The organism is Cellulosimicrobium cellulans, from assembly GCF_024124905.1.
Taxonomy (GTDB): domain Bacteria; phylum Actinomycetota; class Actinomycetes; order Actinomycetales; family Cellulomonadaceae; genus Cellulosimicrobium; species Cellulosimicrobium cellulans_G.
In genome coordinates, this window is the sequence record NZ_JAMXST010000002.1 from 509,620 (window position 1) to 536,283 (window position 26,664).

At 76.0% G+C, this 26,664-nt stretch carries 22 protein-coding genes and 1 tRNA gene; 9 read left to right on the forward strand and 14 right to left on the reverse strand.

Annotated features, from left to right (window positions below; translation table 11 throughout):
• Window positions 1-88 precede the first annotated feature (88 nt).
• The 3 genes from NHH00_RS07310 to NHH00_RS07320 are packed head-to-tail and all read right to left on the reverse strand — an operon-like array spanning window position 89 to window position 3,445.
• Window positions 89-1,282 (reverse strand): thiolase family protein, encoded by a 1,194-nt coding sequence (locus NHH00_RS07310; protein WP_253051185.1) that lies wholly within the window; start codon window positions 1,280-1,282, stop codon window positions 89-91.
• The gene (locus NHH00_RS07315; RefSeq protein WP_253051186.1) at window positions 1,279-2,745 is read right to left on the reverse strand and encodes a class I adenylate-forming enzyme family protein; all 1,467 of its coding nucleotides are present in this window, start codon (window positions 2,743-2,745) and stop codon (window positions 1,279-1,281) included. The genes NHH00_RS07310 and NHH00_RS07315 overlap by 4 nt, the downstream gene beginning before the upstream one ends.
• A 19-nt stretch (window positions 2,746-2,764) precedes the next feature.
• On the reverse strand, window positions 2,765-3,445 hold the full coding sequence (locus NHH00_RS07320) for a biotin transporter BioY (RefSeq protein WP_253051187.1): 681 nt from the start codon (window positions 3,443-3,445) through the stop codon (window positions 2,765-2,767).
• A gap of 356 nt (window positions 3,446-3,801) precedes the next feature.
• Between NHH00_RS07320 and NHH00_RS07325 the strand changes: the two genes are divergently transcribed.
• Window positions 3,802-4,290: an Hsp20/alpha crystallin family protein gene (locus NHH00_RS07325; protein WP_374614547.1), complete on the forward strand. Its 489-nt coding sequence runs from the start codon at window positions 3,802-3,804 to the stop codon at window positions 4,288-4,290.
• A gap of 6 nt (window positions 4,291-4,296) precedes the next feature.
• Here NHH00_RS07325 and NHH00_RS07330 read toward each other — a convergent pair whose 3' ends face one another.
• From NHH00_RS07330 to NHH00_RS07375, 10 genes are all read right to left on the reverse strand, one after another.
• Window positions 4,297-5,193, reverse strand: a complete 897-nt coding sequence (locus tag NHH00_RS07330) for an FHA domain-containing protein (protein ID WP_253051188.1) — start codon at window positions 5,191-5,193, stop codon at window positions 4,297-4,299.
• Window positions 5,190-6,473 carry a VWA domain-containing protein gene (locus NHH00_RS07335; protein WP_253051189.1) on the reverse strand — a complete coding sequence of 428 codons (1,284 nt, stop codon included), beginning with the start codon at window positions 6,471-6,473 and terminating at the stop codon, window positions 5,190-5,192. The genes NHH00_RS07330 and NHH00_RS07335 overlap by 4 nt, the downstream gene beginning before the upstream one ends.
• Window positions 6,474-6,574: 101 nt before the next feature.
• On the reverse strand, window positions 6,575-7,855 hold the full coding sequence (locus NHH00_RS07340; RefSeq protein ID WP_253051190.1) for a PP2C family serine/threonine-protein phosphatase: 1,281 nt from the start codon (window positions 7,853-7,855) through the stop codon (window positions 6,575-6,577).
• The gene (locus tag NHH00_RS07345; protein ID WP_253051191.1) at window positions 7,852-10,209 is read right to left on the reverse strand and encodes a serine/threonine-protein kinase; all 2,358 of its coding nucleotides are present in this window, start codon (window positions 10,207-10,209) and stop codon (window positions 7,852-7,854) included. The genes NHH00_RS07340 and NHH00_RS07345 overlap by 4 nt, the downstream gene beginning before the upstream one ends.
• Entirely contained in the window at window positions 10,206-11,312 is a 1,107-nt protein-coding gene (locus NHH00_RS07350) for a hypothetical protein (protein WP_253051192.1), read from the reverse strand. The genes NHH00_RS07345 and NHH00_RS07350 overlap by 4 nt, the downstream gene beginning before the upstream one ends.
• Window positions 11,309-12,334 (reverse strand): glutamate ABC transporter substrate-binding protein, encoded by a 1,026-nt coding sequence (locus NHH00_RS07355; RefSeq protein WP_253051193.1) that lies wholly within the window; start codon window positions 12,332-12,334, stop codon window positions 11,309-11,311. Before NHH00_RS07355 ends, NHH00_RS07350 begins: the two co-directional genes overlap by 4 nt.
• Window positions 12,331-13,674: a hypothetical protein gene (locus tag NHH00_RS07360; RefSeq protein WP_253051194.1), complete on the reverse strand. Its 1,344-nt coding sequence runs from the start codon at window positions 13,672-13,674 to the stop codon at window positions 12,331-12,333. The genes NHH00_RS07355 and NHH00_RS07360 overlap by 4 nt, the downstream gene beginning before the upstream one ends.
• The gene (locus NHH00_RS07365; RefSeq protein WP_253051195.1) at window positions 13,671-15,416 is read right to left on the reverse strand and encodes an AAA family ATPase; all 1,746 of its coding nucleotides are present in this window, start codon (window positions 15,414-15,416) and stop codon (window positions 13,671-13,673) included. Before NHH00_RS07365 ends, NHH00_RS07360 begins: the two co-directional genes overlap by 4 nt.
• On the reverse strand, window positions 15,413-15,985 hold the full coding sequence (locus NHH00_RS07370) for a hypothetical protein (protein ID WP_253051196.1): 573 nt from the start codon (window positions 15,983-15,985) through the stop codon (window positions 15,413-15,415). Before NHH00_RS07370 ends, NHH00_RS07365 begins: the two co-directional genes overlap by 4 nt.
• A gap of 77 nt (window positions 15,986-16,062) precedes the next feature.
• Window positions 16,063-17,280, reverse strand: coding sequence for a toxic anion resistance protein (locus NHH00_RS07375; RefSeq protein WP_253051197.1), 1,218 nt, complete (start codon window positions 17,278-17,280; stop codon window positions 16,063-16,065).
• 305 nt (window positions 17,281-17,585) lie between these two features.
• Between NHH00_RS07375 and NHH00_RS07380 the strand changes: the two genes are divergently transcribed.
• From NHH00_RS07380 to NHH00_RS07390, 3 genes are read left to right on the forward strand one after another with little or no spacing between them, the layout of a single operon-like run.
• Window positions 17,586-18,326, forward strand: a complete 741-nt coding sequence (locus tag NHH00_RS07380) for an SDR family NAD(P)-dependent oxidoreductase (protein WP_253051198.1) — start codon at window positions 17,586-17,588, stop codon at window positions 18,324-18,326.
• Window positions 18,323-18,739: a PPOX class F420-dependent oxidoreductase gene (locus NHH00_RS07385; RefSeq protein WP_253051199.1), complete on the forward strand. Its 417-nt coding sequence runs from the start codon at window positions 18,323-18,325 to the stop codon at window positions 18,737-18,739. The genes NHH00_RS07380 and NHH00_RS07385 overlap by 4 nt, the downstream gene beginning before the upstream one ends.
• 30 nt (window positions 18,740-18,769) lie before the next feature.
• Entirely contained in the window at window positions 18,770-19,051 is a 282-nt protein-coding gene (locus NHH00_RS07390; RefSeq protein ID WP_253051200.1) for a hypothetical protein, read from the forward strand.
• Window positions 19,052-19,428: 377 nt separating this feature from the next.
• On the opposite strand, the gene NHH00_RS07395 is transcribed toward NHH00_RS07390, so the two are convergent.
• Window positions 19,429-19,504 (reverse strand) — tRNA-Arg (locus NHH00_RS07395).
• A 131-nt stretch (window positions 19,505-19,635) separates the two neighbouring features.
• Between NHH00_RS07395 and NHH00_RS07400 the strand changes: the two genes are divergently transcribed.
• The 5 genes from NHH00_RS07400 (at window position 19,636) to NHH00_RS07420 (ending at window position 26,621) form a co-directional block, all read left to right on the forward strand.
• Window positions 19,636-21,318: a GTPase gene (locus NHH00_RS07400; RefSeq protein WP_253051201.1), complete on the forward strand. Its 1,683-nt coding sequence runs from the start codon at window positions 19,636-19,638 to the stop codon at window positions 21,316-21,318.
• On the forward strand, window positions 21,315-22,901 hold the full coding sequence (locus NHH00_RS07405) for an ABC transporter (RefSeq protein WP_253051202.1): 1,587 nt from the start codon (window positions 21,315-21,317) through the stop codon (window positions 22,899-22,901). Before NHH00_RS07400 ends, NHH00_RS07405 begins: the two co-directional genes overlap by 4 nt.
• 44 nt (window positions 22,902-22,945) lie before the next feature.
• Complete coding sequence (locus NHH00_RS07410) at window positions 22,946-23,593, forward strand: single-stranded DNA-binding protein (RefSeq protein ID WP_253051203.1); 648 nt, start codon at window positions 22,946-22,948, stop codon at window positions 23,591-23,593.
• A gap of 134 nt (window positions 23,594-23,727) precedes the next feature.
• Window positions 23,728-25,410 carry an energy-dependent translational throttle protein EttA gene (gene ettA / locus NHH00_RS07415; protein ID WP_047233192.1) on the forward strand — a complete coding sequence of 561 codons (1,683 nt, stop codon included), beginning with the start codon at window positions 23,728-23,730 and terminating at the stop codon, window positions 25,408-25,410.
• Window positions 25,411-25,583: 173 nt separating this feature from the next.
• Window positions 25,584-26,621: a phosphotransferase family protein gene (locus NHH00_RS07420; protein WP_253051204.1), complete on the forward strand. Its 1,038-nt coding sequence runs from the start codon at window positions 25,584-25,586 to the stop codon at window positions 26,619-26,621.
• Window positions 26,622-26,664: the final 43 nt, after the last annotated feature.

Here is a 26,664-nt window from a genome sequence, read left to right on the forward strand (position 1 = left end):
GCCCCGGGCGTCTCGGGCGTCCCAGCCGTCGCGGCCGGAGCGTCCCCGACGGCGCGCGGTCGCCCCAGGCCGGCCCGGGCTCTCGCGATCACCGGACGACCTCCAGGACCGCCGCGACGCCCAGCCCGCCGCCGACGGCGGCCGTCGCGAGGCCGAGCGTCCCGGCCGGAGCGCCCGTGCGCACGAGCCGGGAGAACAGCCGCACGACCGACACTGCGCCGCTCGCGCCCCACGGGTGCCCGAGCGCGAGCGCGCCGCCGTCGGCGCAGACCCGCGCGTCGTCGGCGGGGTCGCCGAGGGGGTCGAGCCCGAGCGCGTCGGTCACCGCGAGGACCTGCGCGGCGAACGCCTCGACGACCTCGACCGCCGCGACGTCGTCGAGCCGCGCGCCCGCCCGGTCGAGCGCGGCGCGCACCGCCGGGACCGGGCCCCACCCCGGCAGCGCGGGGTCGCAGCCGACCGTCGCCGACGCGAGCACGCGCAGGCCCGGGACCCCGAGCTCGCGCCGGACGCGCTCGGGCACGACCGCGACCGCCGCCGCGCCGTCGCTCACCGGGCTCGCGGTGGCGGCGGTGACGGTGCCGCCGGGCGTGAAGGCCGGCGAGAGGCGGGCGAGCACCGCGGGGTCGAGGCGTCGCGCCCGTTCGTCGCGCGCGAGCGACCGCGCCGGCGCGCCGAGCCGGACCGTCTCGGCCGCGAACCGCCCGCCCGCGTGCGCAGCGAGGGCGCGCGCGTGGCTGCGCACCGCGTACGCCTCCTGGCGTTCGCGGGTCACGCCGCGGCGGCGCGCGAGCGCGTCGGCGGCGGCCCCCATGCCCGGGTCGGCCCACGGCGTCGGCGCGAACGCGGCGCGCGCGTAGGGCACGTCGCCCCACGGCGTGCGGTGGGAGCGCCTGGGAGCGAGGGACGCGCTCTCCGTCCCGCCCGCCAGGACGAGGCGCGCCTCGCCCGCCCGGACCTGCTGCGCGGCGAGCAGCACCGCCGCGAGACCGGACGCGCACTGCCGGTCGACGGTGAGCCCGGGCACCACGACGCCGAGTCCCGCGGCGAGCGCCGCGGCCCGCGCGACGTTCCCGCCGGGCCCGGTGCAGCACCCCAGCAGGACGTCGGCGACGTCGTCCTCCACCCCGAGGGCCCGCGCGTCGCCGAGCGTCGCGCCGAGCGCACCCGCCGCGAGGTCGACCTCGGACGACGACCGGTGCCCGTGCCCGGCGGTCCCGACCCAGGTGCGGCGCGCGGCCACGACCGCGGGCGCGTCCGCCCCCGCACCCGACGCGGTCATCGCAGCGGCTCCATCCCCGAGCGCGCGGGGTCGGTCCCCAGCAGGGCCTCGCTCACGGCCCCGCGCGCGGGCTTGCCCGACGGGGTCCGGGGGAGGGCGCGCGTGCCGTACCAGCGCCGCGGCCGCTGGGCGGGGGCGAGCGCCCCGCGCGCGACGCGCTCCAGGTGGGCGCGCATCCCGGGCCGGTCGTCGCACTCGACGACGGCGCTCACGACCGCCCCGAGGCGCCGGTGCGCCGTGCCGAGCACGACGACGTCCCGGACCCCCGGCACGGCGCGCAGCACGACCTCGACGTCCTCGGGCACGACCGTCGACCCGCCGGTGAGGATCGCCCCGTCGCCGCGGCCGCGCAGCACGAGCGTGCCGGGCGGGGCGCCGGGCGCGGACGGCGACGTCGACGGGTCGGGCAGGGGGTCGGCGAGGTCGCCCACGGTGCTCCACGCGCCGTCGCGCCGCAGCGGTCCGGTGGCGCGCGCGAGGTAGCCGCTAGACACCCAGGGCGAACGGACCCAGACCTCGCCGACGCTCGCCTGCGGCAGCGGCCGGACCTCGAGGTCGACCCCCGGGAACGCACGCAGCCCCGACCCGTCGGGGTCGTAGGCGACGAACGAGAGCTCGACCGCGCCGTAGTAGGCGAGCACGTCGATGCCGAGCGCCGCCGCGCGCGACCGCGCCCCGGCGGCGAGGGACGCCCCGCCGACGACCGCGTGCCGCAGCCGGGACGGCGCCCCCGCGGCCACGGCGTCGAGCACGTCGTCGAGGACCTGCGGGACGAGGTGCACGACGTCGCTGCTCGCGAGCGCGGAGGTCGTGGCGGCCGGGGTGCGCGTGAGGTAGGCGCACGCGCCGACGGCGAGCGTGTGCACGGCGGCGAAGCAGTAGAGCGACGACGCGAGCGGGCCGGGGACGAGCACGGTGTCGGTGGGGCGCAGCCCGAGGAGCCGCGTGACGTCGTCGAACGACCCCGCCCACGACGCGCGCGTGCGCACGACCGCGCGCGGCCGGCCCGTGCTGCCCGAGGAGAACCCCGCCCACGCGAGGTCGTCCGGACCGGGCTCGTGGCCCGTGCCGGGGCCCGCACCCCCCTGCGGGGCGAGCCCCGGCACGAGGTCGGGGAGGGTGCCGGCCCCGCGCGGCAGGGGCACCTCGACGAACGTGCGCGGGGCGAGGGTGCGCAGGACCTCCGCGCGGTGCGCGCGCGGCCACGCCGGGTCGCACACGAGCGGCGTCGCGCCGGCGTGGTCGGCGGCGAGGACCGCCGTGAGCAGGTCCAGCGGGTCGGGCAGGGACACGGCGACGACGTCGCCGGGGCGCGTGCCCGTCGCGCCGAGGTGCGTCGCGCCCGCGCGCACGTCCGCGGCGAGCGCGGCGTAGGTGCGCGACCGCTCGGGGGTGCGCAGGGCGGGACGGTCGCGCACCGCCGGGTCGGCGGCGTGCGTCAGGACCTGGTGGGCGACGGGCACGCGGACACTCTCGCAGGTGTCAGGAGGCGGTGCGGCCGACGGCCATGGGACGGCCCGCAGAACGGCCCGACCGGCGAGCGGCCGGGTAGGCGCGCACGACGCCGACGGTGATCGCCGCGGCCGCCAGCGCCTTGAGGACGTCGCCCGGGAGGAACACGAGGGAGAGCTGCGCCGTCGTCGCGAGCGGTACCCCCGTGACGGCCGACTGGACCGGCACGCCGCACGCGTAGACGACCGCGACCCCGCCGACGAGGCACGCGACGAGCACACCGCCGAACGTCGCCCGGCGCAGCCGGTCGACGAGCCAGCCCACGACCGCCGCCCCCGCGAGGAACCCGAGCAGGTAGCCCGCGGACGGGCCGACGAACGCCCCGAGGCCGCCGCGCCCGCCCGCGAGCACCGGGAGGCCGGCCGCCGCGAGCGCGAGGAACGTCGCGACCGCGAGCGTGCCGCGCCACGCGCCGAGGATCGTGCCGGCGAGCATGACACCGAGCGTCTGGAGCGTGATCGGGACCGCGTTCCCGAACAGCGCGATCGACCCCGGCATCCCGAGCGCGGCGATCAGCGCCGCGAAGGTCGCGACGCGCGCGGCGTCGCCCGCGTCGAGCGCGAGCGGCCCGCGGCGCCCCGCTCCCGGACCGGTGTTCTGCGTGGCGGGCGCGGGCGTCCCGGGGGTCGCCGTGGTCGGTGCGTCGGTCATGGTGCTCCCTGCGTCGTCGTGACGGGTCGGTGCCCGACCCGTCGTGGCCAGGTCCACTCTCCCGGCCCTGCGCGGTGCGCGCCGACGGGGACGCGGACGACGACGGTGTCGCCGCGTGCACGGATCGCACAACGGGTTGGAGGGTTCCACCAACTATGCTGTCGTCGCGGGATCCGGTCTCGGAGGAAGTCGACAACCGCCCCTCCGCCCCGCCCCCGGAAGGCGCGCGCCGGCTCTTGGCACTCTCCGGGGGAGAGTGCTAGAACAGAGACGTAGCCGCCCGCGAGGTGCCTACCTCGCGGGACCACCGACCGGTCCCGGACGGTCCGGGACCGACCGACGAGGAGGTGAGAGGTGTGGCTGCGATGATCGACCCGTTCACGACCACCTTCGACGCGATGGACCGCCTGGTCGGCCAGCTCGCGTCCGGGGCGCGCGCGACCGCGGCGTCGGCGTCGGGCGGCATGCCGCTCGACCTGTTCCGGGCGGGCGACCACTACGTCCTGACGATGGACCTTCCCGGTGTCGACCCGGGGACGATCGACGTGTCCGTCGAGGACCGCACGCTGACGATCCGCGCCGAGCGCAGCCCGCGGACCGATCCCGACGTCCAGTGGCTCGCGCGCGAGCGGCCCTCGGGAACCTACGCGCGCCAGCTCACGGTGGGGCGCGGTCTGGCGCTCGACCAGATCTCGGCGTCGTACGAGGACGGGGTGCTGTCGCTGACGATCCCCGTGGCCGAGGAGGCCCGGCCGCGCCGGATCGAGGTCGCGCACCGCGCGGGCAGCAGCGGTGCGGCGACCCAGATCACGGCCGAGGCCGAGCCTCGGACGACCGAGGGCTGAGCCGGCTCAGACCTCGCCCGGGAGCGCCTTGCGGACGACGAGCCGCGTCCACGCGCCGAGGTAGACCCGGTCCCCGTCGGACAGCTCGCGTCGCTGTCCGGCGGGGATCGGGTCGGTCGGCAGCGGTTCGCCCGCCGGGCTCACGTAGGTCCCGTTCGACGACTGCAGGTCCTCGACCCACCACCGCTGGCCGTCCGTGCTGAGCTGGCAGTGCCGGCGGGAGACGCCCGTGTCCGCGCCGCAGTCGACCTGCGGGTGGATGCCGCGGGACACCGACGGGCGGCCGACGAGCACGCTGCGCTCGCGCAGCACGACGAGGCCCGGCAGTCCCGCGGAGGGCATCGGGTCCTCGGGCTGCTGCGCCTGGTACCAGTCGGGGTCGATCCAGATCTCCACGACCCACTGGTCCGGCCCCGGGACCGGGGGCGTCGGGAGGTGGCTGCCCGACGCCCCCGCCTCGCTCGCCTCGGGGGCGACGGCGGTGCTCGGGGCGGGCAGCGGGGGCGGGGTCGACGACGACGGGGGCGTCGCCGCGGATCCCGCCGCGGAGGTCGGCAGCGGGGGCGGGGTGGACCCCGAGGGCGTGCCCGCCGGCGCGGGCGCGGGCGTCGGACGCGACGGCGGGTCGAGCGAGAGCGCCGACGGCGGCTCGACCGGGTCGGGCAGCGCGCCCGTCGTGAAGTCGTAGCCGCAGTTCTCGCAGAACAGCGCCCCGCCGGGCGCCGGCGACCCGCAGTTCGGGCACGTCGTCGCGGGGGCGGCCGCCGGGGCGGCGCCCGCGGGCGTCGCACCGCTCGCCACGGGCGTGGACGGGGCCGACGCCGCGCCGATCGGCTCGCCGCACACGTCGCAGTAGTCGGTCGACTCCGACGGGTGCCCGTTGGGGCAGACGACGGCGCTCACCGGCGGACTCGCGTCGTCTTCGTCGAGGCGGTGTCGAGGGCCATCTCGTCGAGGGTCGAGGTGTTCCGCTTGAGCCGCACGGTGCCCTGCTCCTCGTTGTCGATGTCGACGACCTTGCGCAGGCGCGACGTCGCCTCCTCGTTGCCCGTCTGCTGCGCGAGCTGCACGGCGCGCCCGAGCTTGACGGTCGCGGTCGCCTCGTCGCCCGAGGCCTTGGCCGCGAGGCCCTCCTGGATCGCCGCGGCGAGCTCGGTCTGGCCCGTGTAGTGCGCGACCTCGGGATTGATGCGCGTGGTGAGCGACTCGTCGTCGGACCACTTGGCCTTGACCAGACCGGAGGAGACGACCTCGCCGTTCACCGCGAGCTGGACGCGCGCCGCGAGCTGCTCGGAGCCGACCGGCTTCGACGCGACGCGGACCGCGACGTGGTAGTCGCGCGACTCGTCGCCCCACGAGCCGGTCGGGTAGGCCCCGGTGAGGGGGTTCACCTCGGCGCGGCGGTGCGTGAGGTCCTCGACGGTCGGCGCGACCTGCCGCACGAACAGGACCTGCGAGCCCTGCGGGGCCCACACGCGCAGGTCCGCGGAGGCCACGCCACGCGCCATGGACGCCTGCATGAGGCTCTCGAAGTCGGCCGCGATCTCGTTCGGGTCCGCGATGAGGCCGACCGAGCCGAGCAGCGCCGTCGAGATCTCGCGCAGCTCGTCGACCTGCCAGCGCGAGCCGACGCCGCGCGCGTCGCACTGGAAGTGGCCCGTGACGTCGCGGACCGCGGCGGAGAGGTTCGCGCGCGGCTCCGACTCGTTCTTGCCGTCCGTGAGGAGGATCGCGTGCCGCTGGGTGGCCTGCGGCACCGTCGCGAAGAGTTGGTCCGCGAGGCGCAGCCACGTGCTCATCGCCGTGCCGCCGCCGGGCGTGAGCATCGAGACCGCGCGCTTCGCCTCGGCGCGCGCGCCCGGCTCCATCTGGACCATCGCCATCCGCGCGTTCGGGTACGGGAAGACGCGGTTGGCGACATGGCTGCCGCCGACGATCGCGAACCACGTGCCGTCGAGGATCTGGTCCACGGCGACCTGGGCGGCGTGCTTCGCGGCCTCCATGTTCCGGCCCGACATCGATCCGGACGTGTCGACCATGATGATCTCGGCGACCCCGCCCGCGCCGCCGACGCTCCCCGCGCTCCCGGCCCCCGTGCACGTCACGGTGACGATCGCGTGGACGTCCGTGGCGCCCTCGGACAGGAACTCGTTCTGGTAGACCTCGGCGGCGAACTCGGCCATGGGGGCTCCTTCGGTGGTGCGGGTGTTCGTGCAGGCTATCGGGTCGGGGTGGGTGGTGGCGGGTCGTGCGGGGGTCGGGCCGGACGGCGGCGCGCGGCCCGTCAGGTCGTGGGGACGGTCGTCTCGAGGTCGGGGTCGAGCTCGGGGGAGGCCGCGTCCGACGACCTGTCGAACCGCGCGAGCGTCGCCGTGATGTTGTCCCGGCCGCCCTGGGCGTTCGCCCAGTCCACGAGCGCGCCCGCCACCGTCTGCGGGTCGTGACCGACCCGTTCCTGGGTGGCGTGGAGCAGCGCCGCGAGGTCGCCGGCGGGGGAGCAGTAGTTCCACAGGCCGTCCGAGCACACCAGCACCCAGCCGTCGCGGTCGGGGAAGGTGGCAGCCGTCCGGGCGACGGGGTCCGGGGCGTCGGGGCCGAGCCAGCGCGTGATGGCGTGGGCCTGCGGGGAGCTCTCCGCCTGGACGCGGGGGATGCCCTGCGACATCATCTCCTGCGCCCAGGAGTCGTCGACGCTGAGCTGGTGCGCCTCGCCGTCGTCCGGGATCCAGTAGGCGCGCGAGTCGCCCACCCAGCCCGTGACGACGAGCGGGCCGTCGACGACCGCCGCGACGAACGTGCACGACGGCGGATTCTCGCGGTCGGCCATCGCGCCGACGGTCGCCAGGATCGCGTCCTGCGCGGCCCGCGAGGCGTCCGCGACGAGCGCCGACCAGGCGGCGACCCGCGCCGTCGGCTCGCCGACCACGGGGGAGGTGCCCTCCGGGGCGCCCGCGGCGAGCACGTCGCGCGCCGCCCGCGCCGCCGCGAGGCTCGCGACGTCGGAGTCGGGCGCGGAGGAGACGCCGTCGCACACGACGAGCGCGGCGAACGCGCGGTCCGCGGCGGCGGACGGGCTCGCGGCGAGGGCCATCGCGTCCTCGTTGCGGGAGTGCCGCACGCCGCGGTCGCACACGCCGGCGACCCACGTCGCGGGGCGCTCGGCCCAGTGGTCCCGCTCGGACGCGGCCGGCTCGCCGCACTCCGTGCAGTACCCGTCCTCGGCCACGCGGCCCCCGCACCGCACGCACGGCCGGGCGTCGGGCTCGGGGGTGCCGTCGTCCGGGGCGGACGCCGCCTCCCCGGACGCGTGCTGCGACGTCGCGGGCCCGGCAGGTCCTCCGTCCGCCGCGTCGAGGTCCGCCGCGTCGCGGCGCGCCTCGTCGTCCGAGCCGCCCGCCGGGGGGAGCGGGGCGAGCGGCGTGCCGCACGCCTCGCAGAACCGCGCGCCCTCGGGCGACGGCTCGCCGCAGGCGGGGCACGCGAGCACCGGCGCCGGGACGGCGTCGTCGGGCACGGCCAGGTCGGGGACGGCCTGGTCGGGCGCGGGTGTCGGGGCGTCGCTCATCGGACCGTCCACCGTCGCACCTCGTTCGCGCGGTCGACGAGCGTGATGCGCTCGTCGCGCGAGTCCGTGAGCGACGCGAGCTCGCGGTACGCACCCTCGAGCGCGTCGCGCAGCGCGGGCTCGTCGGCGGGCACCCCCGCGATCCGCGTCGTCGGCTCGGGCCCGGACCGCGTGACGGTCTCGAGCGCGGAGCGCAGCACGCCGACGGAGAGCTCGGCGCGCTCGCGCGGCGCGATCGACACCGCGGCGACGCTCGCCATCGCGTCGGCGAGCGCGGGCAGGCCGCGGCCCGACTCGGCGAGCAGGTGCGCGCGCAGGGTGCGGGACTCGACGTACGAGCCGCGCGTCGGACCCACGAGGTCGAGCGCGTGGAGGGCGCCGTCGAGGTCGCCGCGCGCCTCGCGGATGCGCATGAGACCGAATGCGGCGGGTGCCGTGTAGTTGGCGTCGGTGCGGGCACAGATCACGTAGAGCGACTCCGCGATGTCCGGCTCGCCGCTCAGCTCGCAGGCCGCCGCGAGCGCGAGCTTCGGCGCGAGCTCGCCGGGCACCTGGCCGTAGACCGCGTTGAACGACGCGCGCGCGGCGACCGGGTCGCCCTGCGCGAGCTCGCCGAGGCCCCCGAGCCACGCCGCGCGCCACTCCCACGGGTCGTCGGCGAGGATCGTGCCGATGGTGCCGCGCAGGACGTCGAAGCGGCCCGCCTCGATGGCCGCGCGGGCGCGCGCGAGGTGCACCTCGACCGTGTCCTCGGGCGCGTCCGCGAGCGCGGCGAGCCGCGCGTCCGGGTCGACGACGTTGACGCCGGCGAGCCAGCTCGCCATCGGGTCGTGGTCGTCGCGGCGCAGCGTGGGGAGCTCGTCCCAGGCGAGCGGCCGGGCCGCCACGTCGGCGACCGGCGCCTCGAAGAGCACCGACGCCGCCGAGTGCAGCGCCGGGTTGCCCGGGCCGGCGTCGGCGGCCACGACCTCGCGCAGCACCCCGAGGAGCTGGGTGCGCATCTCGTCGGCGGTCGCGAAGCGGTCCGCGGGGTCGAGCGCGCACGCCTTGGCGAGCAGGCGGTAGAACGAGTCGTACTGCTGGAACACGGGCGTGTCGGCGACCGGCGGGAGCGACGCGACGTACGTCGTCGTGTTGCCCCGGAAGTCGAGGACGAGCGTCGCGAGCGTGCGGCCGATCGTGTAGATGTCGGAGGCGATCGACGGGCCGACCTCGGCGACCTCGGGCGCCTGGTACCCGACCGTCCCGAAGATCGCTGACGTCATGTCGTCGGCGCGCCGCACGCCGCCGAGGTCGATGAGCTTGACGCCGTCGCCCTGCTGGATGACGTTCTCCGGCTTGAAGTCGCAGAACAGCAGGTTGTGGTCGTGCAGGTAGGCGAACGCGGGAAGGATCGCGAGCACGTAGGCGAGCGCCTGGTCGACCGGCATCGGGTCGATCACGCCGTTGTTGGCGTCCCGGCGGTCCTGGAGGATCTCCTTGAGCGACTCGCCGCCCACGTACTCCATGACGGTGTAGCCCGCGCCGTCGTGCATGGCGAAGTTGTAGATCTCGACGATGAGCGGGTGCTCCACCTCCGCGAGGAACTGCCGCTCCGAGATCGCGGCCGCGTAGGCGTCCGGGTCGCCCGAGTTGAGCAGGCCCTTGAGCACGACCCACCGGCCCGACACGTTCTGGTCGCGGGCCAGGTAGATCCAGCCGAGGCCGCCGTGCGCGAGGCAGCCCACGACCTCGTACTGCCCGCCGACCAGGTCGCCCGGGGAGAGCTGGGGCGTGAAGTCGAAGCGGTTGCCGCAGTGGGGGCAGAAGCCGGACGTCCGACCGGGCTGCCCGTCGCGGCCGCGGCCGACCTTCTCGCCGCACGCGGGGCAGTAGCGCTTGCGCTCCGCGACCTCGGGCACCGCCATCACGGACTGCAGCGGGTCGCGCGCGGGGACGGACGGGACGGTCGTCAGTCCCGCGCCGAGGCCGCGACCGCGCAGGCGCGTCGACGACGTGCCGACGCGGCGCGTGGCCTTCGATCCGGTCGCGGCGGTGCGTGCCGAGCCGAGCGCGGCCGTCGCGAGGCGGCTCGAGCTCGTGCGGCCCGTGCGCGTCGAGCGCTCGGCGTCGGGGTCCGCGCCCCCGGACGGCCCGGTCCCGGGACGGCCCTGGACGAACCCGGTGCCGAGCATCGCGGACGGCGACGCGGCGGCGGCCGTGCCCGGTGCCGGCGCGCCGGAGGTCCCGGTCGCGGCCCCCGTCGGCGTGCCGCCGGAGCCGCCGGCGGGTGCGCCGCAGACGTTGCAGTAGCCGTCCTCGATGGTGCCCGGGCAGCCGGGCTCCGAGCACGGGACGGTCGCGGTGGTGGTCACGACGACGCTCCTTCTGGGGTGGGCAGGTCGCGGGTGAGGAACTGGTACTGCTCGACGAGGAAGCGGGCGAGCGTCACGTCGCACGGCACGGCCTCGACGGCCGCGCGCGCCTCGGCGTGGCCGGAGCGCACCGTGGGTGACGCGGACCGCCCGTTGGCCTCGGCCTTCTCGGCGAGCCGCTCCAGGCTGTAGCGCAGCTCGGCGCGCTCGCGCAGCGGGCGGGTGTAGGCGTCCTCGACGGTCTCGACGGCGCGCGCGACGGTCGCCAGTCGCGCCGTGTAGGCGTCGAGCTCGAAGCGGGAGTCGGGGACCGGGCCGAGCCGCGAGACGTCGGGGACGGCGAGCCGCGGCGGGTGCGCGATCTCGCGACGGCACCGTGCGACGAGCTCGCGCAGCGCGGGCTCGCGCGCCTCCAGCGCGTCGCGCTGCTCCTCGGTGCGGGCACGGTCGCGGCGCAGCTCGCGGCGCTGCGCCGACGCGACGATGAGGTCGCGCTCGGCGCGCGCCACCTCGGTCTCGAGCTCCGCGAGCGGGCCCGCGACGTCGGCCCCGCGCGCGGCCTGGGCGACGAGGTGGTCGAGACGCCCGCGCAGGGTCTCGACGCGTCCCCGCGCGTCCGCGTCGGAGCCCGCCAGGTCCTCGCAGCGCACGAGCTCGGCGCGCACGCCGCGCAGCCGCGCGACCTGGTCGGCCGTGTGCGGGTCGAACGACAGGCGGGTGCGGAGCTGGACGACGAGCGCGTCGCACAGCTTCACCGCCTCGACGAGCGAGACGAGCGCGGCGCCCGAGCCGGAGTCGAGGCGCCCCCAGACGAGCTGGGAAATCTTCTCGCGCGCGACGGCGTCGGCCCGGCCCGAGTCCCACACGGGCCGGATCTCGTCCGCGCGCGTGCGGATCGCCTGCCAGAGCGACAGCGCGAGCACGAGGTCGGCGGTGTAGACGTCGGGCGTCGCGGCGGCCTGCGCGGCGGCGTCGAGCCGGTCGAGCTCGGTGCGACGCTCGTCGAGCCACGTCTCGAGCGCGGCGAGGTACGCCAGGAGGTCGGCGGCGGGGATCGCCTCGCCGAGCCGTCCCGGCGCCTCGGGTGCGGTCGTGCGGGTCACGGCGTGCGGCCGTACACCGCGGTCGGCGGGGCCGGGGCGGGGCCGAGGCCCCCGAGCCACTCGCCGTAGATCGCGGCCCAGCGCCCGTCCGACTTCATCTGCTCCAGCACGCCGTTGACGAACCGGACCATGTCCACGTTCTGCGCCGGGACGCCGATGCCGTAGGGCTCGTCGCTGATCGCCTCGCCGACGACCTTCGCGTACGGGTCCTGGGCCGCGAAGCCCGCGAGGATCGTGTCGTCGCCCGTGATCGCGTCGACCTTGCCCTGCTGGAACAGCACGAGGCACTGGGTGTGGGTCGTGGCCGGGACGGGCTCGATGCCGGAGAACTGCTCGAGGCGCGTGAGCGTCGTCGTGCCCTCCGGGGCGCACACGCGCTGGCCCTCGAGGTCCGCGATCCCGCCGGCCGTCGAGTCCCGCGTGACGAGCACCTTCTGGCCCGCGTGGTAGTACTCGGCCGAGAACGCGATGGACTCCCACCGCTCGCAGGTGATGGTGAACGCGCGGGCGACGAGGTCGACCTCCCCGTTCTCGAGCACCTCCAGGCGCTGGCCGGAGGTGATGACCCGGAACTGGAGGCGGTCGGGGTCGCCGAAGATCGCGCGCGAGATCTCGTGGAGCACGTCGATGTCGAAGCCCTCGATCTGGCCCGACAGCGGGTTGCGCGCGCCCATGAGCAGCGTGTCGGCGGAGACGCCCACGACCAGCGACCCCCGGTCGCGGATCGCGGCCATCGTGCTCCCGCCGGGCAGCGCGTCCGGACCGGGCAGCGCACCCTCGGGCGTGTAGGACGCGAGCGGGTCCGCGCACTCGGCGGGAGCCGCGGGGGCGGCGGGGGCCTCCTCGGTGGCCTCGTCCTGGGGTGCCGCCGTGAGGCGGAGGTCGTCCGCGCCGGACGGGCCCGAGCACGCGGTCAGCGCGAGCGCCGCGGCGAGCGCGGCACCGACGACGCCGGTGCGGCGGCGCCGTGCGGCGCGCCGGCTCCGGGCGGACCGGTCGGGGGTGGCGAGCGTCGTGGTCACCGGTACTCCTCCAGTCGTGCGGTCACGCCGCGCCACGCGAGCAGGGCGGCGACCAGGCCGGCGGCGAGCAGGAGCCAGCCCGCGACGGTCGCGGTCGTCGCCGCCCCGTCGAGCCGCTGGCTCGTCGCGGCCGCGTTGGTCTCGATGTCGTCGCGCGCGGACGTGGAGAACGCGTCGAAGGCGGCGTTGGGGCTCTCGGGGTCCGTCGCGGTGGCGAGCGCGACGGCGTCGTCCCACTGTCCCGCGTCGTCGAGCGCGCGGATGTCCGCGTGCCGGGTCACCCACGCGTCGAGCGCCTGGGCCGTCGTCCCGTCGAGGATCCCCTCGGACGCCGCGGTGTCGAGACGCGCGGTGGCGTCGTCGGTCGCCGTGACGAACGCCTCCTCGTACGCCTGCCCGGACCCGCGCTTGATGAGCGTGAACGCCTCCATCGACTTCGCGTCGTTGGCGAGCGAGTACGCCTGGGACGCGGCGAGCGTCGCGGCGTACGGCCCCGTGCGCACGTCCTGCGCGCGCGAGCTCGCCTGGGCCAGCAGGACCGTCGACACGATGCCGACCACGAGCACGACGGCGGTGGCGACCGCGAGGCCGACGTTGAGCACGCGGTGCGTGCGGCGCGCGAGCCACACCTGGCTCACGACGAGCACCGCGAGCGCCACGAGCCCGCCCGCGAGCACCCACAGCGCGTTGCGGACGCCCGAGAAGTCGGCGGCGACGCGGTCCGCGTCGTCGAGCACGACCTCGTCGAGCGCCGGGAGCATCTGCTCGCGCAGGATCGTCGACGCCTGGTCGAGGTACGCCGAGCCGACGGGGAAGCCCTGCCGGTTGTTCGCGCGCGCCTGCTCGACGAGGCCGGTGTAGACCGTGAGGTCGGCCGCGACCCGGCCGAGCAGCTCCGCGTCGCCCTCGTTGCTCCCGGAGAGCGTGGCGAGGCCGGTCGCGGCCTGGTCGACGAGGTCGTCGTACCGGGCGCGCTGGTCCGCGGGCTCGAGGCCCCCGACGAGGAACGCGCCGGTCGCCGTCGCGTCGGCCGCGACGAGCGCGTTGCGGACCTCCTGGACGCCGACGAGCTGCGCGGTGTCCTCGCCGGCGGCCTCGAGCGCCCGGGACTGGACGCTCCCCGCCTGGAAGCCGAGCGCACCGAGCGCGACGGCGGCGAGCACGCACAGCGCCATGACGAGCCGCAGCTTGCCGGGCGTGCGGCGCAGCGCGCCCCGGGCGCGGGACACGCCGGCGCTCGGTGCTCCGCTCGGGGCGCCGGCCGGGCCGGGCGCGCCCGGCGCGGGGCCGCCCGCGGGGACGATCTGCTGGCCCGCAGGGCGGACCGGGGTGGTCGTCATGCGTTCTCCTCGGCGGTGGAGGGGGCGGTCTCGGACGCGTCGTGGGACGCGACGTCGTGGGACGCGACGTCGGGGGACGGCGCGTCGTCGGTGGGCGCGGCCGCGGTCGGGGCGTCGTCCGGGGCGCCGTCGGGCTCAGGCGGGTCGAGCGTGGCGAGGAGCGCGGGGGCGCCCTCGCCGTCGACGACGTCGACCGGCAGCAGGAGGCGGAGCTCGTCGATCGTCGGCGCGTCGGTGTCCTTGAGGCGCCACGCGTGGCGCGCGATCGCGCCGTCGAGCACGTTGCGCGCCCAGCGCGCGTTGCCGAAGCCCTCGGTGCGCGGCTGGGCCGCGGCGAGGCGCGTGAACACGTCGAGCGCCTCGGGCGTCGGCTCGAAGTCCGACTTCGCCGCCATGCCCGCGAAGATGTCGCGCAGCTCGGCGTCGGCGTAGTCCTCGAACGTGATGGTCGTGGAGAACCGCGACTCGAGGCCGGGGTTCGTGGCGAGAAAGTCCGCCATCGGGCCCGGGTAGCCCGCCACGATGACGACGAGCTCGTCGCGGTGGTCCTCCATGTCCTTGACGAGCGTGTTGATCGCCTCGGCGCCGTACTGGTCCTCCGCGAGGCCGTACGCCTCGTCGACGAACAGCACGCCGCCGAGCGCGGTGGCGACGACCTCGGAGGTCTTCACCGCGGTCTGGCCGAGGTACCCGGCGACGAGCTCGGAGCGGTCGACCTCGACGAGGTGGCCCTTCTCGAGCAGCCCCAGGGCGCGGTAGATGCCCGCGACGAGGCGCGCGACCGTCGTCTTGCCCGTGCCGGGGTTGCCGAGGAACACGAGGTGGCGCGTGAGCGTCGGGCGGGTGAGGCCGGCCTCGGTGCGCAGCTTCTCGACGCGCAGCAGCTCGGTCTGGCGGTGGATCTCGTCCTTCACGCGGGAGAGACCGGTGAGCGCGTCGAGCTCGGCCAGCAGCTCCTCGATCGAGCGGGGAGGCTCCTCCTCGGCCGCGGCCTCGGCCGTCGTCGCCGCCTCGGACCGGGTGGCCGTGGCGTCGGCGCCGCCCGTGGGCGCGCCGACCGGCGTCGTGCCCGACGGCGCGGCGGGCGTGGCACCGGACGGTGCTGCGGCCGGGCGCGCGCCGAGCGCGTCGAGGATGGACTCGACCGAGGGGACCTCGGGCGCCGGGCGCCGCAGGGCGTCGAGCGAGCCCTGCGCGGCGAGCAGGTCGCCGAGGTCGAACGGGTCCGCCCCGCCGGTCGACGGGCGCGTGGCGAGCGGCCCGCCCGCGGCGGGCAGCGGCGTCGGGCCCGACGGCGTGCGACCGGCGGCCGGGGTGACGACCGGGGCCGGCGGCGGGGCGCCGCCCGACTGCTGCACCGCGGCGGTGGCCGCGGCGGCCCCGGCCACGTGCGGGCCCGGGGAGCCGAGGTGCGCGGCGGCGCGTGCGACGTCGGCGAGCGCCTGCCCGTACGCAGCGGCGTGCTTCGAGCGGGCCGCCCCGAGCGCGGCGAGGACGTCCGTCGGCGACGTGCGCCAGCGCCGCGCGCTCGACGCGGCCGTGAAGAACGCGCCCGTCGCGGCGGGGTCGTGCCCGAGCGCCGCGAGCCACGCGGCGGGGGCACCGGGGGAGGACTCGGCGACGGCCGCCGCGAGGCGGGCGCCCTCGTCGCGCGCGGCCTCCTCGTCCACGCCCGCGGCGCGCGCCGCGGCGTCCAGCGCGTCGAGAGCCGCCGCGAGGCTCGGGGTCACCGGGCCGGTCATGGTGCCTCCAGTCGTCCGGGCTCCGACGCCGGGCCGCTCGGCGGCGGTGGCGTGCCCTGGCCGGCCCCGGGGTCGAGCGCGATCGACGAGTCGCGGAACTTCTCCGCGAGGAACGCGCCGTGCGCGACGAGCGCCGCCGCGTCGGCGCGCGAGACCGCGTCGGAGATCTTGTCGAGCGTCACGCCGAGCAGGTCGAGCTGGTCGCACAGCAGCATGAGGGACGTCTTGCCCTGCGCGACGACCCGCCGGTCGGCGAAGTCGCGCGGCAGGCGCAGGTACGCGCCGACGGCCTCGGGCAGGTAGCTCGTGGCCGTCGCGACGACGGTGTGCGCCTGCTGCGACCCGCCGCCGAGGCGGTCGAGGCGCGGCACCATCTCCTCGACCGTCCCGGTGATGCGGTGCACGCGCGCCGTGACGGCGGGCGGCACCCGCCCCTCGATCTGCTGCTCCACGCGCTCGACCGAGGCGAGGATCTCGGTCGACGTCGGCGGGGCGGGCAGCTCGAGCGCGGGCTCGGGCGCGGGGGACCGGCCGCCGAGGCGGCCGATCACGTCGGAGAACCAGCCCATCTAGCTCGGGGTCCGATCTGTGGTGCGGGGAGCGGCGGTCAGGCCGCGGGAGGACGGAGGGCGGGCGTCGCCAGGGGTCACAGGCGCCCGATGTCGAGCGAGCCGTTGCCGACCTGGGACTGGTCCGAGCGGCGTGCGCGGTCCAGGTACTCGTTCGCCTTCGTCGTCTCGGTCTCCAGCACGCCGATGGTCTGCGCCATCGAGTCGAGCGCCTGCGTCTTGAACGTCGAGATCGAGTCGAGCGTCGCGTAGATGTTGGCGAACGCCTGCTGGAGCTGGGGGAGGCCGACCGTCGCGCTCGCGGCCTGCTGCTGGATGCTCGCCGACTGGTCGGCCAGCATCTTCGAGGTCGAGGCGATCATGTTCGACGTCGTCGTGTTGAGCGCGGTGATCTGGTCCAGCACGAGCTTCTGGTTCGCGAGCGCCTGCGCCACGATGACGGCCGTGCGCAGGGCGGAGATCGTCGTGGTCGTCGCGCGGTCGACGCCCTTGATGAGCTCGACGTTGTTCTTCATGATGATGTCCATCGCGAGGTAGCCCTGGATGGACACCGCGAGCTGGGTCAGCAGGTCCTGGTGCTTCTGGCGGACGTAGAACAGCACGTCCTCGCGCAGGGCTTGGGCGCGCTCGGGGTCGCTCGCCTCCAGCTCGGCGACCTTCGTCGAGAGCTCGGTGTCGAGGCGCTCGGCGATGAAGATGTACTGGTTGAGGCGCGCCATCGAGTCCCAGAGGTTCTGCTTCTCGAGGTTGAGCGCGGCGTTGTCCTTGCGGAGCTCGTCCTGGCCGTTGTAGAGCGACTGGACGATCGCGTTGAGCTGCTTCTGCGAGCTCTCGTAGCGGCGGAAGTAGTCCTGGAGCTTCCCGCCGAACGGGATGAGGCCCAGGAACTTCTTGCCCATGCTCGCCTCGCTCGGGTCGAGGTCCTCGACCGTGCGGCGCAGCTCGAGCAGCGACTTGCTCACCTTGGAGCTGTCGGAGACGCCGCCCTCGCGCAGCTCCTTGACCGGCATCTCGAGCATGCGGTTGGACACGTCGGCCGCGGCACGGATGTCCTTGTCGCCCATCTTGCGGATGTCGTCGGCCTTCGCCGCGAAGTCGGGCGAGCGCGTGTCCGTCGCGAGGAGCTGGTCGAGGTAGGTGGAGACCTTCGACTCGAGGCCCGGGATCGCGGCCTCGTCGACGCGCGGCGCGAGCGACGGCGCCTGCGTGGCGGCGACCGGCTTGACGGGCTCCGGGGCGCTGAGCGTGAGCGTCTCCGTCGGGGCGGGGGGCTGGAGCGGTGCTGCCTCGGTCATGTCTGTCCTTCGCTCGTGCGTGCCGTCGGACGCCGTCGGTGGCGGGTGGGGCGGCCCTCGCGACCTCCCCCTCGACCCGGGCGAACCGGGCGGAACCGGCCTGCGCCGGTCGGCCGAGTATATCTACGACGGGTGGCCTGATCTTTACCCTTTCCGGGGATCGGGAGGGTGAGAACTCCCCATGCCAGACCCAACGTCCGGGGGGCCGATGAGTTCCGCCCGCGCGCGCCGTCGTCCGTGTGCGAGAGTTCGCCGCGCCCACCGTCCGTGGACGAGCGCGCCACCACCGGGGAAAGGACCGAGAGATGCAGCTGGCCGGGAAGAACGCCGTGGTCTACGGCGCCGCGGGGTCGATGGGGTCGGCGGTGAGCCGCGCGTTCGCCGCCGCGGGCGCGCGCGTCTTCCTCGCGGGACGCACGGCCGCCACGCTCGACGCGCTCGCGGACGAGGTCCGCGCCGCCGGCGGGCAGGCGCACCCCGCCGTCGTCGACGCGACGGACAAGGAGTCGGTCGACGCGCACGCGGTCGCGGTGGTCGAGCAGGCGGGGAGTCTCGACGTGTCGTTCAACGCCGTCGCGTACGACGCGCTGCAGGACGTCCCGCTCGTCGACATGTCCCTCGAGGACTTCGTGGCGCCGGTCGTGTCCGCGACGACGACCCACTTCCTCACCGCGACCGCCGCGGCGCGGCACATGATCGCCCAGGGGTCCGGGGCGATCGTCATGCTCTCTTCGACGGCGGCGCGCGAGTCGCGGCACGAGATGGGCGGGTTCAGCCTCGCGTGCGCGTCGATCGAGACGCTCGTGCGCAGCCTCGCCGGCGAGGTCGGCCGCCACGGCGTGCGCGTCGTCGGGCTGCGGCCCAACTTCACGCCCGAGACCGTCGGCGCGTCGGACGACGACCTTCCCGCGCTCGTGCAGGACACGCTGCTCGGCCGCCTGCCCCGCCTCTCCGAGGTCGCCGGCACGGCCGTGTACCTCGCGTCCGACGCCGCGGGCGCGACGACGGGGGTCGTCGTCGACCTCTCGTGCGGGGCGATCGTGTGAGCGCCGACTTCGTCCCCGGGCCTGCCCATGTCCCCGAGGTCGCCCGCACGCTCGTCGCCGGACCGCACGTCGCGCACCTCGCGACCGTCCTGCCCGACGGCGGCCCGCACGTCGTGCCGCTCTGGGTCGGCTGGGAGGGGGACCGGCTCGCGTTCCTCACGGGACCCGGCTCGCGCAAGGCGCGCAACCTCGCGCGCGACCCGCGCGTCGCGGTGTCCGTGACGGAGACCGGGAACCCCTACGTCATGGCGACCCTGCGCGGACGCGTCGTCGAGGTGCTCGACGGCGACGTGGGCTGGGCGGTCGTCGACAGGCTCTCCGTCCTCTACACCGGCAACCCCTACCCGCGCGGGGAGGAGCGGCACGCCTACCTGGTCGAGATCGACCACGCGACGGCGCCGTCGTTCGGCTGAGCGCGGGCAGCCGGGCCCTACCGTGGACCCGTGGGCGACGCGAGGACGGACGGGACGGTGCCGCGGTACCGCGTCCTGCGGGACGGGCGGGTCGTGCTCGTCGTGCGCGGCGAGCCGGGCGTGCTCGTGAGCGCCTCCGTGCCGCCCCCGCTGCCCGGAACCGCGCCGGTCACGCACCCCTTCGCGACGGCGACGTTCACCGCCACGCTGCACGAGGGCACGCTCGGGTCGCTCCTGCGGGAGGCGCCCGACCTCGCGGCGTTCCTCGCCGCCGTCGAGCGCGCGGGCTACGTCGTCGAACCGGACGGGTGACCGGTGCCGCGACGTCGGCCCGGACCGCGTCCCGGACGAGCGCCCCCGCCCCTCGACGTGGAGGAGCAGGGACGCCTTCGAGCACTCCGGCGGGCGGTGGCCCGTCGAAGAGGTGCACCGGCCGCGGGCTTCTTCACCGACCGGTGCCCCCTGCGGCACCTCGGCCGCCCGTCCACCGTAGGAGGTGGGTCCGAGTCCTCGCCACCTCTCGCCACCGCCGCTCCGGGGCGTACGGTCGAGAGATCGGGCTTGGGACCGAGCGCCGCGTTCTCGGAGGACGGCAGAGGACGGACCCTCCGAGGACGACGACGCCCACGGAGCCCTGCGGCGCGGAACGAACGGGGCTCCTGCCCAGGTGCGTTCGCATCGGTCGCGTGTGGTGCCCCGAGCAGGACTCGAACCTGCAACCTACGGATTAGAAGGCCGTTGCTCTATCCATTGAGCTATCGAGGCGCGCGCCCATCGTAGTGGGCGCGGGGCGTGCTCGGGAGGTGGGCCGTGATGACGGACGTGCAGGTGGGGTGGTCGCGCGTCGTGCGGCGCGTGCGTTTGGCGGGGCCCCCGGCAGCCGTCACTATGAACCAGTGAGAACCCCAGACGCCGCCACGAGCGACGCGAGCCCCGCCGCGCCCGGCCGGTCGCCGGGCTCGTGGAGGCCCGCGCAGGCGACCGAGGAGCTCGGTGTCACGGTCTACGACGTCGCGCGCGACCTGCGCCGCGACGTGGCGGACGTGCGCCTCCCGCTCGCGATCGACGGCGCGGCGGAGTCGGACGCGTCACGGCGCCGCCTCCTCACGCAGCTCGACGAGCACCTGCTGCCGCGGCTGCGCGAGCTGTCCTCCCCGGCGATCGTCGTCATCGCGGGGTCGACGGGCGCGGGCAAGTCGACGCTGTACAACTCGCTGCTCGGCGAGGAGGTGTCGCAGGCGGGCGTGCTGCGGCCCACGACGCGCGAGCCGGTCCTCGCGTTCAACCCGCTCGACGCGGACGTGATCGTCGAGGGCCCGGTGACGCGTGTCGCGCGCGTCGTCGACCACGACGGCGTCCCGCGCGGCACGGGCCTGCTCGACGCCCCGGACCTGGACTCGCTCCTGTCCGAGAACCGCGACACGGCGAGCCTGCTGCTCGAGGCGGCGGACCTGTGGCTGTTCGTCACGACCGCCTCGCGCTACGGCGACGCGCTGCCGTGGCAGGCGCTGTCGCGCGCGAAGGAGCGTGGCGCGAGCGTCGCGATGGTGCTCAACCGCGTCCCGCGCGAGACCCTCACGACGATCCGCGGCGACCTGCTGCAGCGCCTGCGCGACCACGGCATGGACGGGACCCCGCTCTTCGTCGTGCCCGACGTCGGCCCGCACGAGGGACTGCTCGACCGCTCCGTCGTGGCGCCGGTCGCGCGCTGGCTCACGATGCTCGCGGGACCGGACCGGTCGCGCGCGGTGATCGTGCGCACGCTCAAGGGGGCGCTCGGCGCGCTGCCCGCCTGGGTCACGGGCGTCTCGGACGCGGTGGAGCAGCAGGTGGAGGCCGCGGCGGACCTGCGCTCGGCGGCGGAGAAGGCGGTCCCGCCCGTGCGGGACGCCGCGCGCCGGGCCGCGCTGGACGGCGCCGTCGCGCACGGGTCGCTCGAGGCGCGGTGGGCCCAGGTGACGGGCGCGGAGCGCGTGGACCGCGTCAAGGTGCGCGGCGGCGTGGTCCGGTCGTCCAAGCGCCGCGGGCGCGCGCGCGACCTCGTGCTCGCCCCGCTGCTCGACGAGACGCGCGACGCCGCGCACCGCACGCTCGCCGCGAACGGCGTCCTGGCCCACGAGGCGCTGCGCGCCGCGCTCGACGGGGACCGGCCGCTGCCAGGAGCCTCCGACGTCCTGCCGACCGAGGAGGACGCCGCCGCGCGGCGCGAGGCCTCGGCCACGACCCAGGTGCTCCAGTGGTCCCGGCGGGCCGAGCAGGTCGTCACCGAGCTTGCCGCCCCGGTGGCGGGCGAGCCCGCCCGGGCGGCGGTCAAGGCGTTCGGCGAGACCGGTCTCGCCGCCCTGCTGCTCGCGGGCGCCGCCGGGAGCGACGACGCGGCCCGCCTCGTGCGGACCGTGCTCGCCGACACGGGCGACGACGCGCTCGCGGCGCTGCGCGAGGACCTCGCCGACCGGGCCGCCACCATGGTCGAGCGCGAGGCGGAGCCCGTCCTCACCGCGCTCGCCGACCCCGCGCTCGCCGCGGACGCCGCCGTCGGGCTGCGCCTACGACTCGCCGAGCTGAGGAGGCTCATGTGACGTCCCACGACGCCCAGCTGCGTGCCCGGGTCGACGACCTCGCGCGCGCGGTGGACCTCGCGGGGGACCGCCTCGACCCCGCGGTCGCGGCCCAGGTGCGCGACGCGATCGGGGGCGTGCGCGAGCGCCTCGCGCTCGGCGTCGACCACACGGTCGTCGCGCTCGCGGGCGGCACCGGGTCGGGCAAGTCGAGCCTGTTCAACCGCGTGTCCCGGCTCGACTTCGCGGACGTCGGCGTGAAGCGCCCGACGACGGCGCGCGTCACCGCGTGCTCGTGGAGCGGCGCGGCGACGGCCCTGCTCGACTGGCTCGAGGTGGACCCGGAGCGCCGCATCACGCGCGACGGCGAGCTCGACGCCGAGGACGAGGCGGCGCTCGGCGGACTCGTCCTGCTCGACCTCCCGGACCACGACTCGATCGAGCCCGCGCACCGCGACGTCGTCGACCGGGTGCTCCCGCTCGTCGACCTGCTCGTGTGGGTCGTGGACCCGCAGAAGTACGCGGACGACGCGCTGCACTCGGGCTACCTGCAGAAGTCGGCGGGGCTCGAGGGGTCGATGGTCGTCGCGCTCAACCAGATCGACACCGTCCCCGAGGCGCGCCGTGCTTCGCTCGTCGAGGACATGGGGCGGCTGCTCGAGGAGGACGGGCTCGACGGCGTCTACGTCACGACCGTCTCCGCCCGCACGGGCGAGGGCCTGGACGAGCTGCGCTCGCTGCTGGAGCAGGCGGTCGCGCGGCGCAGCGTCGCCGCGAGCCGCGTCGCGGGCGAGCTCGACCGGGCGGGTGCGCTCCTGCTGGAGCAGCTCCCGGGCGACGTGCCGTGGACCATGAGCACGGCCGTCGAGGAGGAGGTCGACGCGCTCGCCGACGCGACGGGCCTCGCCGCCGTCGCCGGGCAGGTCGGCGCGGCGGTGCGCAACGGCTACGGCCGACCCGAGTTCTCGCCGCCGCAGCCCGACGCCGTCGCGCTCTCGCGCTCGCGCTGGCTCGCGCGCGCCGGACGGTCCCTGCGACCGGGGTGGCAGAGGGCGCTCGACGCCGCCGTCGCGCCGTCGGGGAAGGTCGCGGAGGCGACGCGGTCGGCGCTCGCGAAGATCCCTCTCGACACGCGCGGGCCCTCGTCGTCGCGCCCGACGCGGCGCGCGGCCTGGACGGCGCTCGGCCTCGGGGTCGTCGCGGGCGTCCTCGCCGTGCTCGGCTCGCTGCGCGTGCTCGACCTCGGGCGGACGCTCGTCACCGTGTGCGCGGTCGTCGCGGCGGTCGCCGTGCTCGGCGCCGTGGTCGCGTTCCTCGTCGCGCTCCAGGTGCGCCGCACGCTCGCGCGACGGCGCGAGCAGCAGGTGCTCGCGTCCGGCCGGGGAGCGATCGAGCGGGTCGTGCAGGACGCCATGGGCAAGCCGACCCAGGCGCTCCTCGACACCCACCGTCAGGTCCGCGAGCTGGCGCAGTCCGCCCGGGACAAGGCGCCCGCGGCGCCGCTCACGGGGGCGCTACGGCTACCCACAGGCCCGGAGGTCGCGGGCCCGTCCACAGGCGACGGCACGACGACGGACGGCACCGCCGCTCCCACCGCACCCTGAGGCGGTGGCCGGGACCAGCCCGGCCGCCGACCTCAGGAGGAACCATGCCCGGTGACGTCACGGTCACGCTGTCCGGCTTCGTCGCGACCACGCCCACGCTGTTCCGCTCGCAGTCCGGCAACGACTTCACGAGCTTCCGCATCGCCCAGACGCGCCGCTACCTCGACCGCGAGCGCGGCGAGTGGGTCGACGGCCGCACGCTGTGGTTCACCGTCAAGGCGTGGAAGCACGTCGCGCGCAACGTCGCGCTGTCCCTGCACAAGGGCGACCCCGTGGTCGTCACGGGGCGGCTCTCGCTCGACGAGTGGGACGGCCCGGACGGCCCGCGCACCAGCCTCGTCGTGGAGGCCACCGCGCTCGGCCCCGACCTGACGCTCGGCGAGGCCCGCTTCGCCCGCACGGTCCACCGGCGCGAGGACGACGGCGCGCGCCGGGGCGATGCGGCCGGTGCCGTGGCGGTCGGCACCGCGGGTGGCCCGGACGGGGCGGACCGGTCGTCCGGCCGACCGGGCGCCGCGCCGCACGACGGCGCCGCGTTCGAGGGCGCGCCGCTCGACGACCCGTGGACCCTCGCGGACGCCGGCGCGGCGCTCGCGGGCGAGCCCGGCGAGCCGTCCGACGACGACGCACCCGCCGACGGCGCCGCCGAGCCGGTGGCCGACGCCGAGACCGACGCGCTGGCGTCCGTCTGAGCGACGCCTGCGGGCGGTGCCGCGGCCCGCGGGGGTCGCGGCGCCGTCGGGCGCGCCCCGGTGGCCCGACCGCGTAGGCTGAGTGGTCGACGAATCCCGTACCTCTCCCGACCGAAACGGTGGAACGACAGGCTGTGGCTGAGTTCATCTACTCCATGTACAAGGCGCGCAAGGCGCACGGAGACAAGGTCATCCTCGACGACGTCTCCCTGAACTTCCTGCCCGGCGCCAAGATCGGCGTCGTGGGCCCCAACGGCGCCGGGAAGTCCACGATCCTCAAGATCATGGCCGGCCTGGACACGCCGTCGAACGGCGAGGCGCGCCTCTCCCCGGGCTACAGCGTCGGCATCCTGCTCCAGGAGCCGCCGCTCAACGAGGAGAAGACGGTCCTCGGCAACGTGCAGGAGGCCGTCGCGGACATCCTCGCCAAGAAGCAGCGCTTCGACGAGATCTCCGCGCTCATGGCGGAGCCCGACGCGGACTTCGACGCGCTCCTCGCCGAGATGGGCACGCTGCAGGAGGCCATCGACGCCGCGGACGCGTGGGACCTCGACTCGCAGCTCGAGCAGGCGATGGACGCGCTGCGCTGCCCGCCGCCGGACGCCGACGTGTCGGTGCTCTCCGGTGGTGAGCGTCGCCGCGTCGCGCTGTGCAAGCTCCTGCTCGAGAAGCCGGACCTGCTGCTGCTCGACGAGCCCACGAACCACCTGGACGCCGAGTCCGTGCTGTGGCTCGAGCAGCACCTCGCGACGTACCCCGGCGCGATCCTCGCCGTCACGCACGACCGGTACTTCCTCGACCACGTCGCGGAGTGGATCTGCGAGGTCGACCGCGGCCGCCTGTACCCCTACGAGGGCAACTACTCGACCTACCTCGAGAAGAAGGGCGAGCGCCTCCAGGTCCAGGGCAAGAAGGACGCCAAGCTCGCCAAGCGCCTCAAGGAGGAGCTGGAGTGGGTCCGGTCCAACGCGAAGGGCCGCCAGACCAAGTCGAAGGCCCGCCTCGCCCGGTACGAGGAGATGGCGGCCGAGGCCGAGCGCACGAGGAAGCTCGACTTCGAGGAGATCCAGATCCCGCCGGGCCCGCGCCTGGGCAACGTGGTCCTCGAGGCGTCGAACCTCCAGAAGGGCTTCGACGGGCGCCAGCTCATCGACGGCCTGAGCTTCACGCTGCCGCGCAACGGCATCGTGGGAGTCATCGGCCCGAACGGCGTCGGCAAGACGACGTTGTTCAAGACGATCGTCGGGCTCGAGCCGCTGGACGGCGGCGACCTCAAGGTCGGTGAGACCGTGTCGATCTCCTACGTCGACCAGTCGCGCGGCGGCATCGACCCGAAGAAGACGCTGTGGGAGGTCGTGTCCGACGGTCTCGACTTCATCAAGGTCGGCAACGTCGAGATCCCGTCGCGCGCCTACGTCGCGTCGTTCGGTTTCAAGGGCCCGGACCAGCAGAAGCCCGCGGGCGTGCTGTCGGGCGGTGAGCGCAACCGTCTCAATCTCGCGCTCACGCTCAAGCAGGGCGGCAACCTCCTGCTGCTCGACGAGCCGACGAACGACCTCGACGTCGAGACCCTGGGCTCGCTCGAGAACGCGCTGCTCGAGTTCCCGGGCTGCGCCGTCGTGGTGTCCCACGACCGGTGGTTCCTCGACCGGGTCGCGACGCACATCCTCGCGTACGAGGGCACGGAGGAGGACCCGGCGAACTGGTACTGGTTCGAGGGCAACTTCGCGTCCTACGAGGAGAACAAGGTCGAGCGCCTCGGTGCCGACGCTGCGCGCCCGCACCGCGTGACGTACCGCAAGCTCACGCGCGACTGACGCCGCGACTCGAGCGACCACGACGCCGGGCGGGACTCGTTCCCGTCCGGCGTCTGTGCGTCTGTGTCCGGGTGTCCGGGAGCTCGCGGGTTCCGCGCCCGCTTGCTCCCGCGCCGCTGCGGGCGCGGAAACCCGTTGACGCCGCCGTCGGCACCTCGGCAGGATCGCGCGGCATGACCCTCGACCTCGCTCCCTCGCGTGTACGCCCCGTCTGGCCCGACCTCCCGCGGGCGGTGCGCGCCGCCGTCGAGGCCCGGCTGGGCGCCGTCGTCTCTGGGTGGACGAGCCACGACGGCGGCTACTCGCAAGGGCTCGCGTCCACGCTGCGGACGAGCGGCGGGGACGTGTTCGTCAAGGCGGTCGGGCCCGAGCACGCGTTCACCCGCGACCTGTACCGGCTCGAGGCGCGCGTCGCCGCGGCGCTGCCGGCGGGGACGCCGGCACCCGCGCTCCGGTGGGTCCTCGACGACGACCTCGACGGCGTCGGCGAGTGGGTCGCGCTGGCGTTCGACGCCGTCCCCGGCCGGTCCGTGGCCACGCCGTGGCGGGACGACGAGCTCGCCGCGGTGGCCGACCTCGCACGCCGCGTCGCGGAGGTCGAGATCCCCAGGGACGCTCCGCTCCCGCGCTTCGCGGAGACCGTCGGGTGGCGCGAGTGGGAGGACCTCGCGGACCGCCGTCCGCCGGGTCTGAGCACGTACGACCCGTGGGTCGCGGCCCGGCTCGACCGGCTCGCCGCGCTCGCCGAGCCGTGGCCCAAAGCCACTGCGGGCGACCACCTCGTCCACGGCGACCTCCGGGGCGACAACACCCTGCTCGTGAACCGGGCGGCGCTCGGCACCGCGAACGGCAGTGGCACCGCGCCCGGCGGTGGCACCACGTCCCGCGGTGGGCGCGCCACGGACGGGCACGTCGCCGTCGCCGTCGACTGGCCGTACGCCGCGCGCGGCGCCGCGTTCTGCGACGCGGTCGGCATGCTCCCGGCCGTGCAGGTCGAGGGCGGCCCGCCGCCGGAAGAGGTGCTCCGGCGGCACCCGCTGCCGCGCGACGTCGAGCCCGACGCCGTGACCTGCTACCTCGCGGCGCTCACGGGCTACTTCCTCGCGTCCTCGCTCGACCCCGCGCCGCCGGGGATCCCGCACGTGCGGGCGTTCCAGCGCGCGCAGGCCGAGGTGGGGGTCGCGTGGCTCCGGCGCCGCCTGGGGGAGTGAGCCACGACCGCGAGATCGACCCGAGCGTCCGAGATCGGCCCTC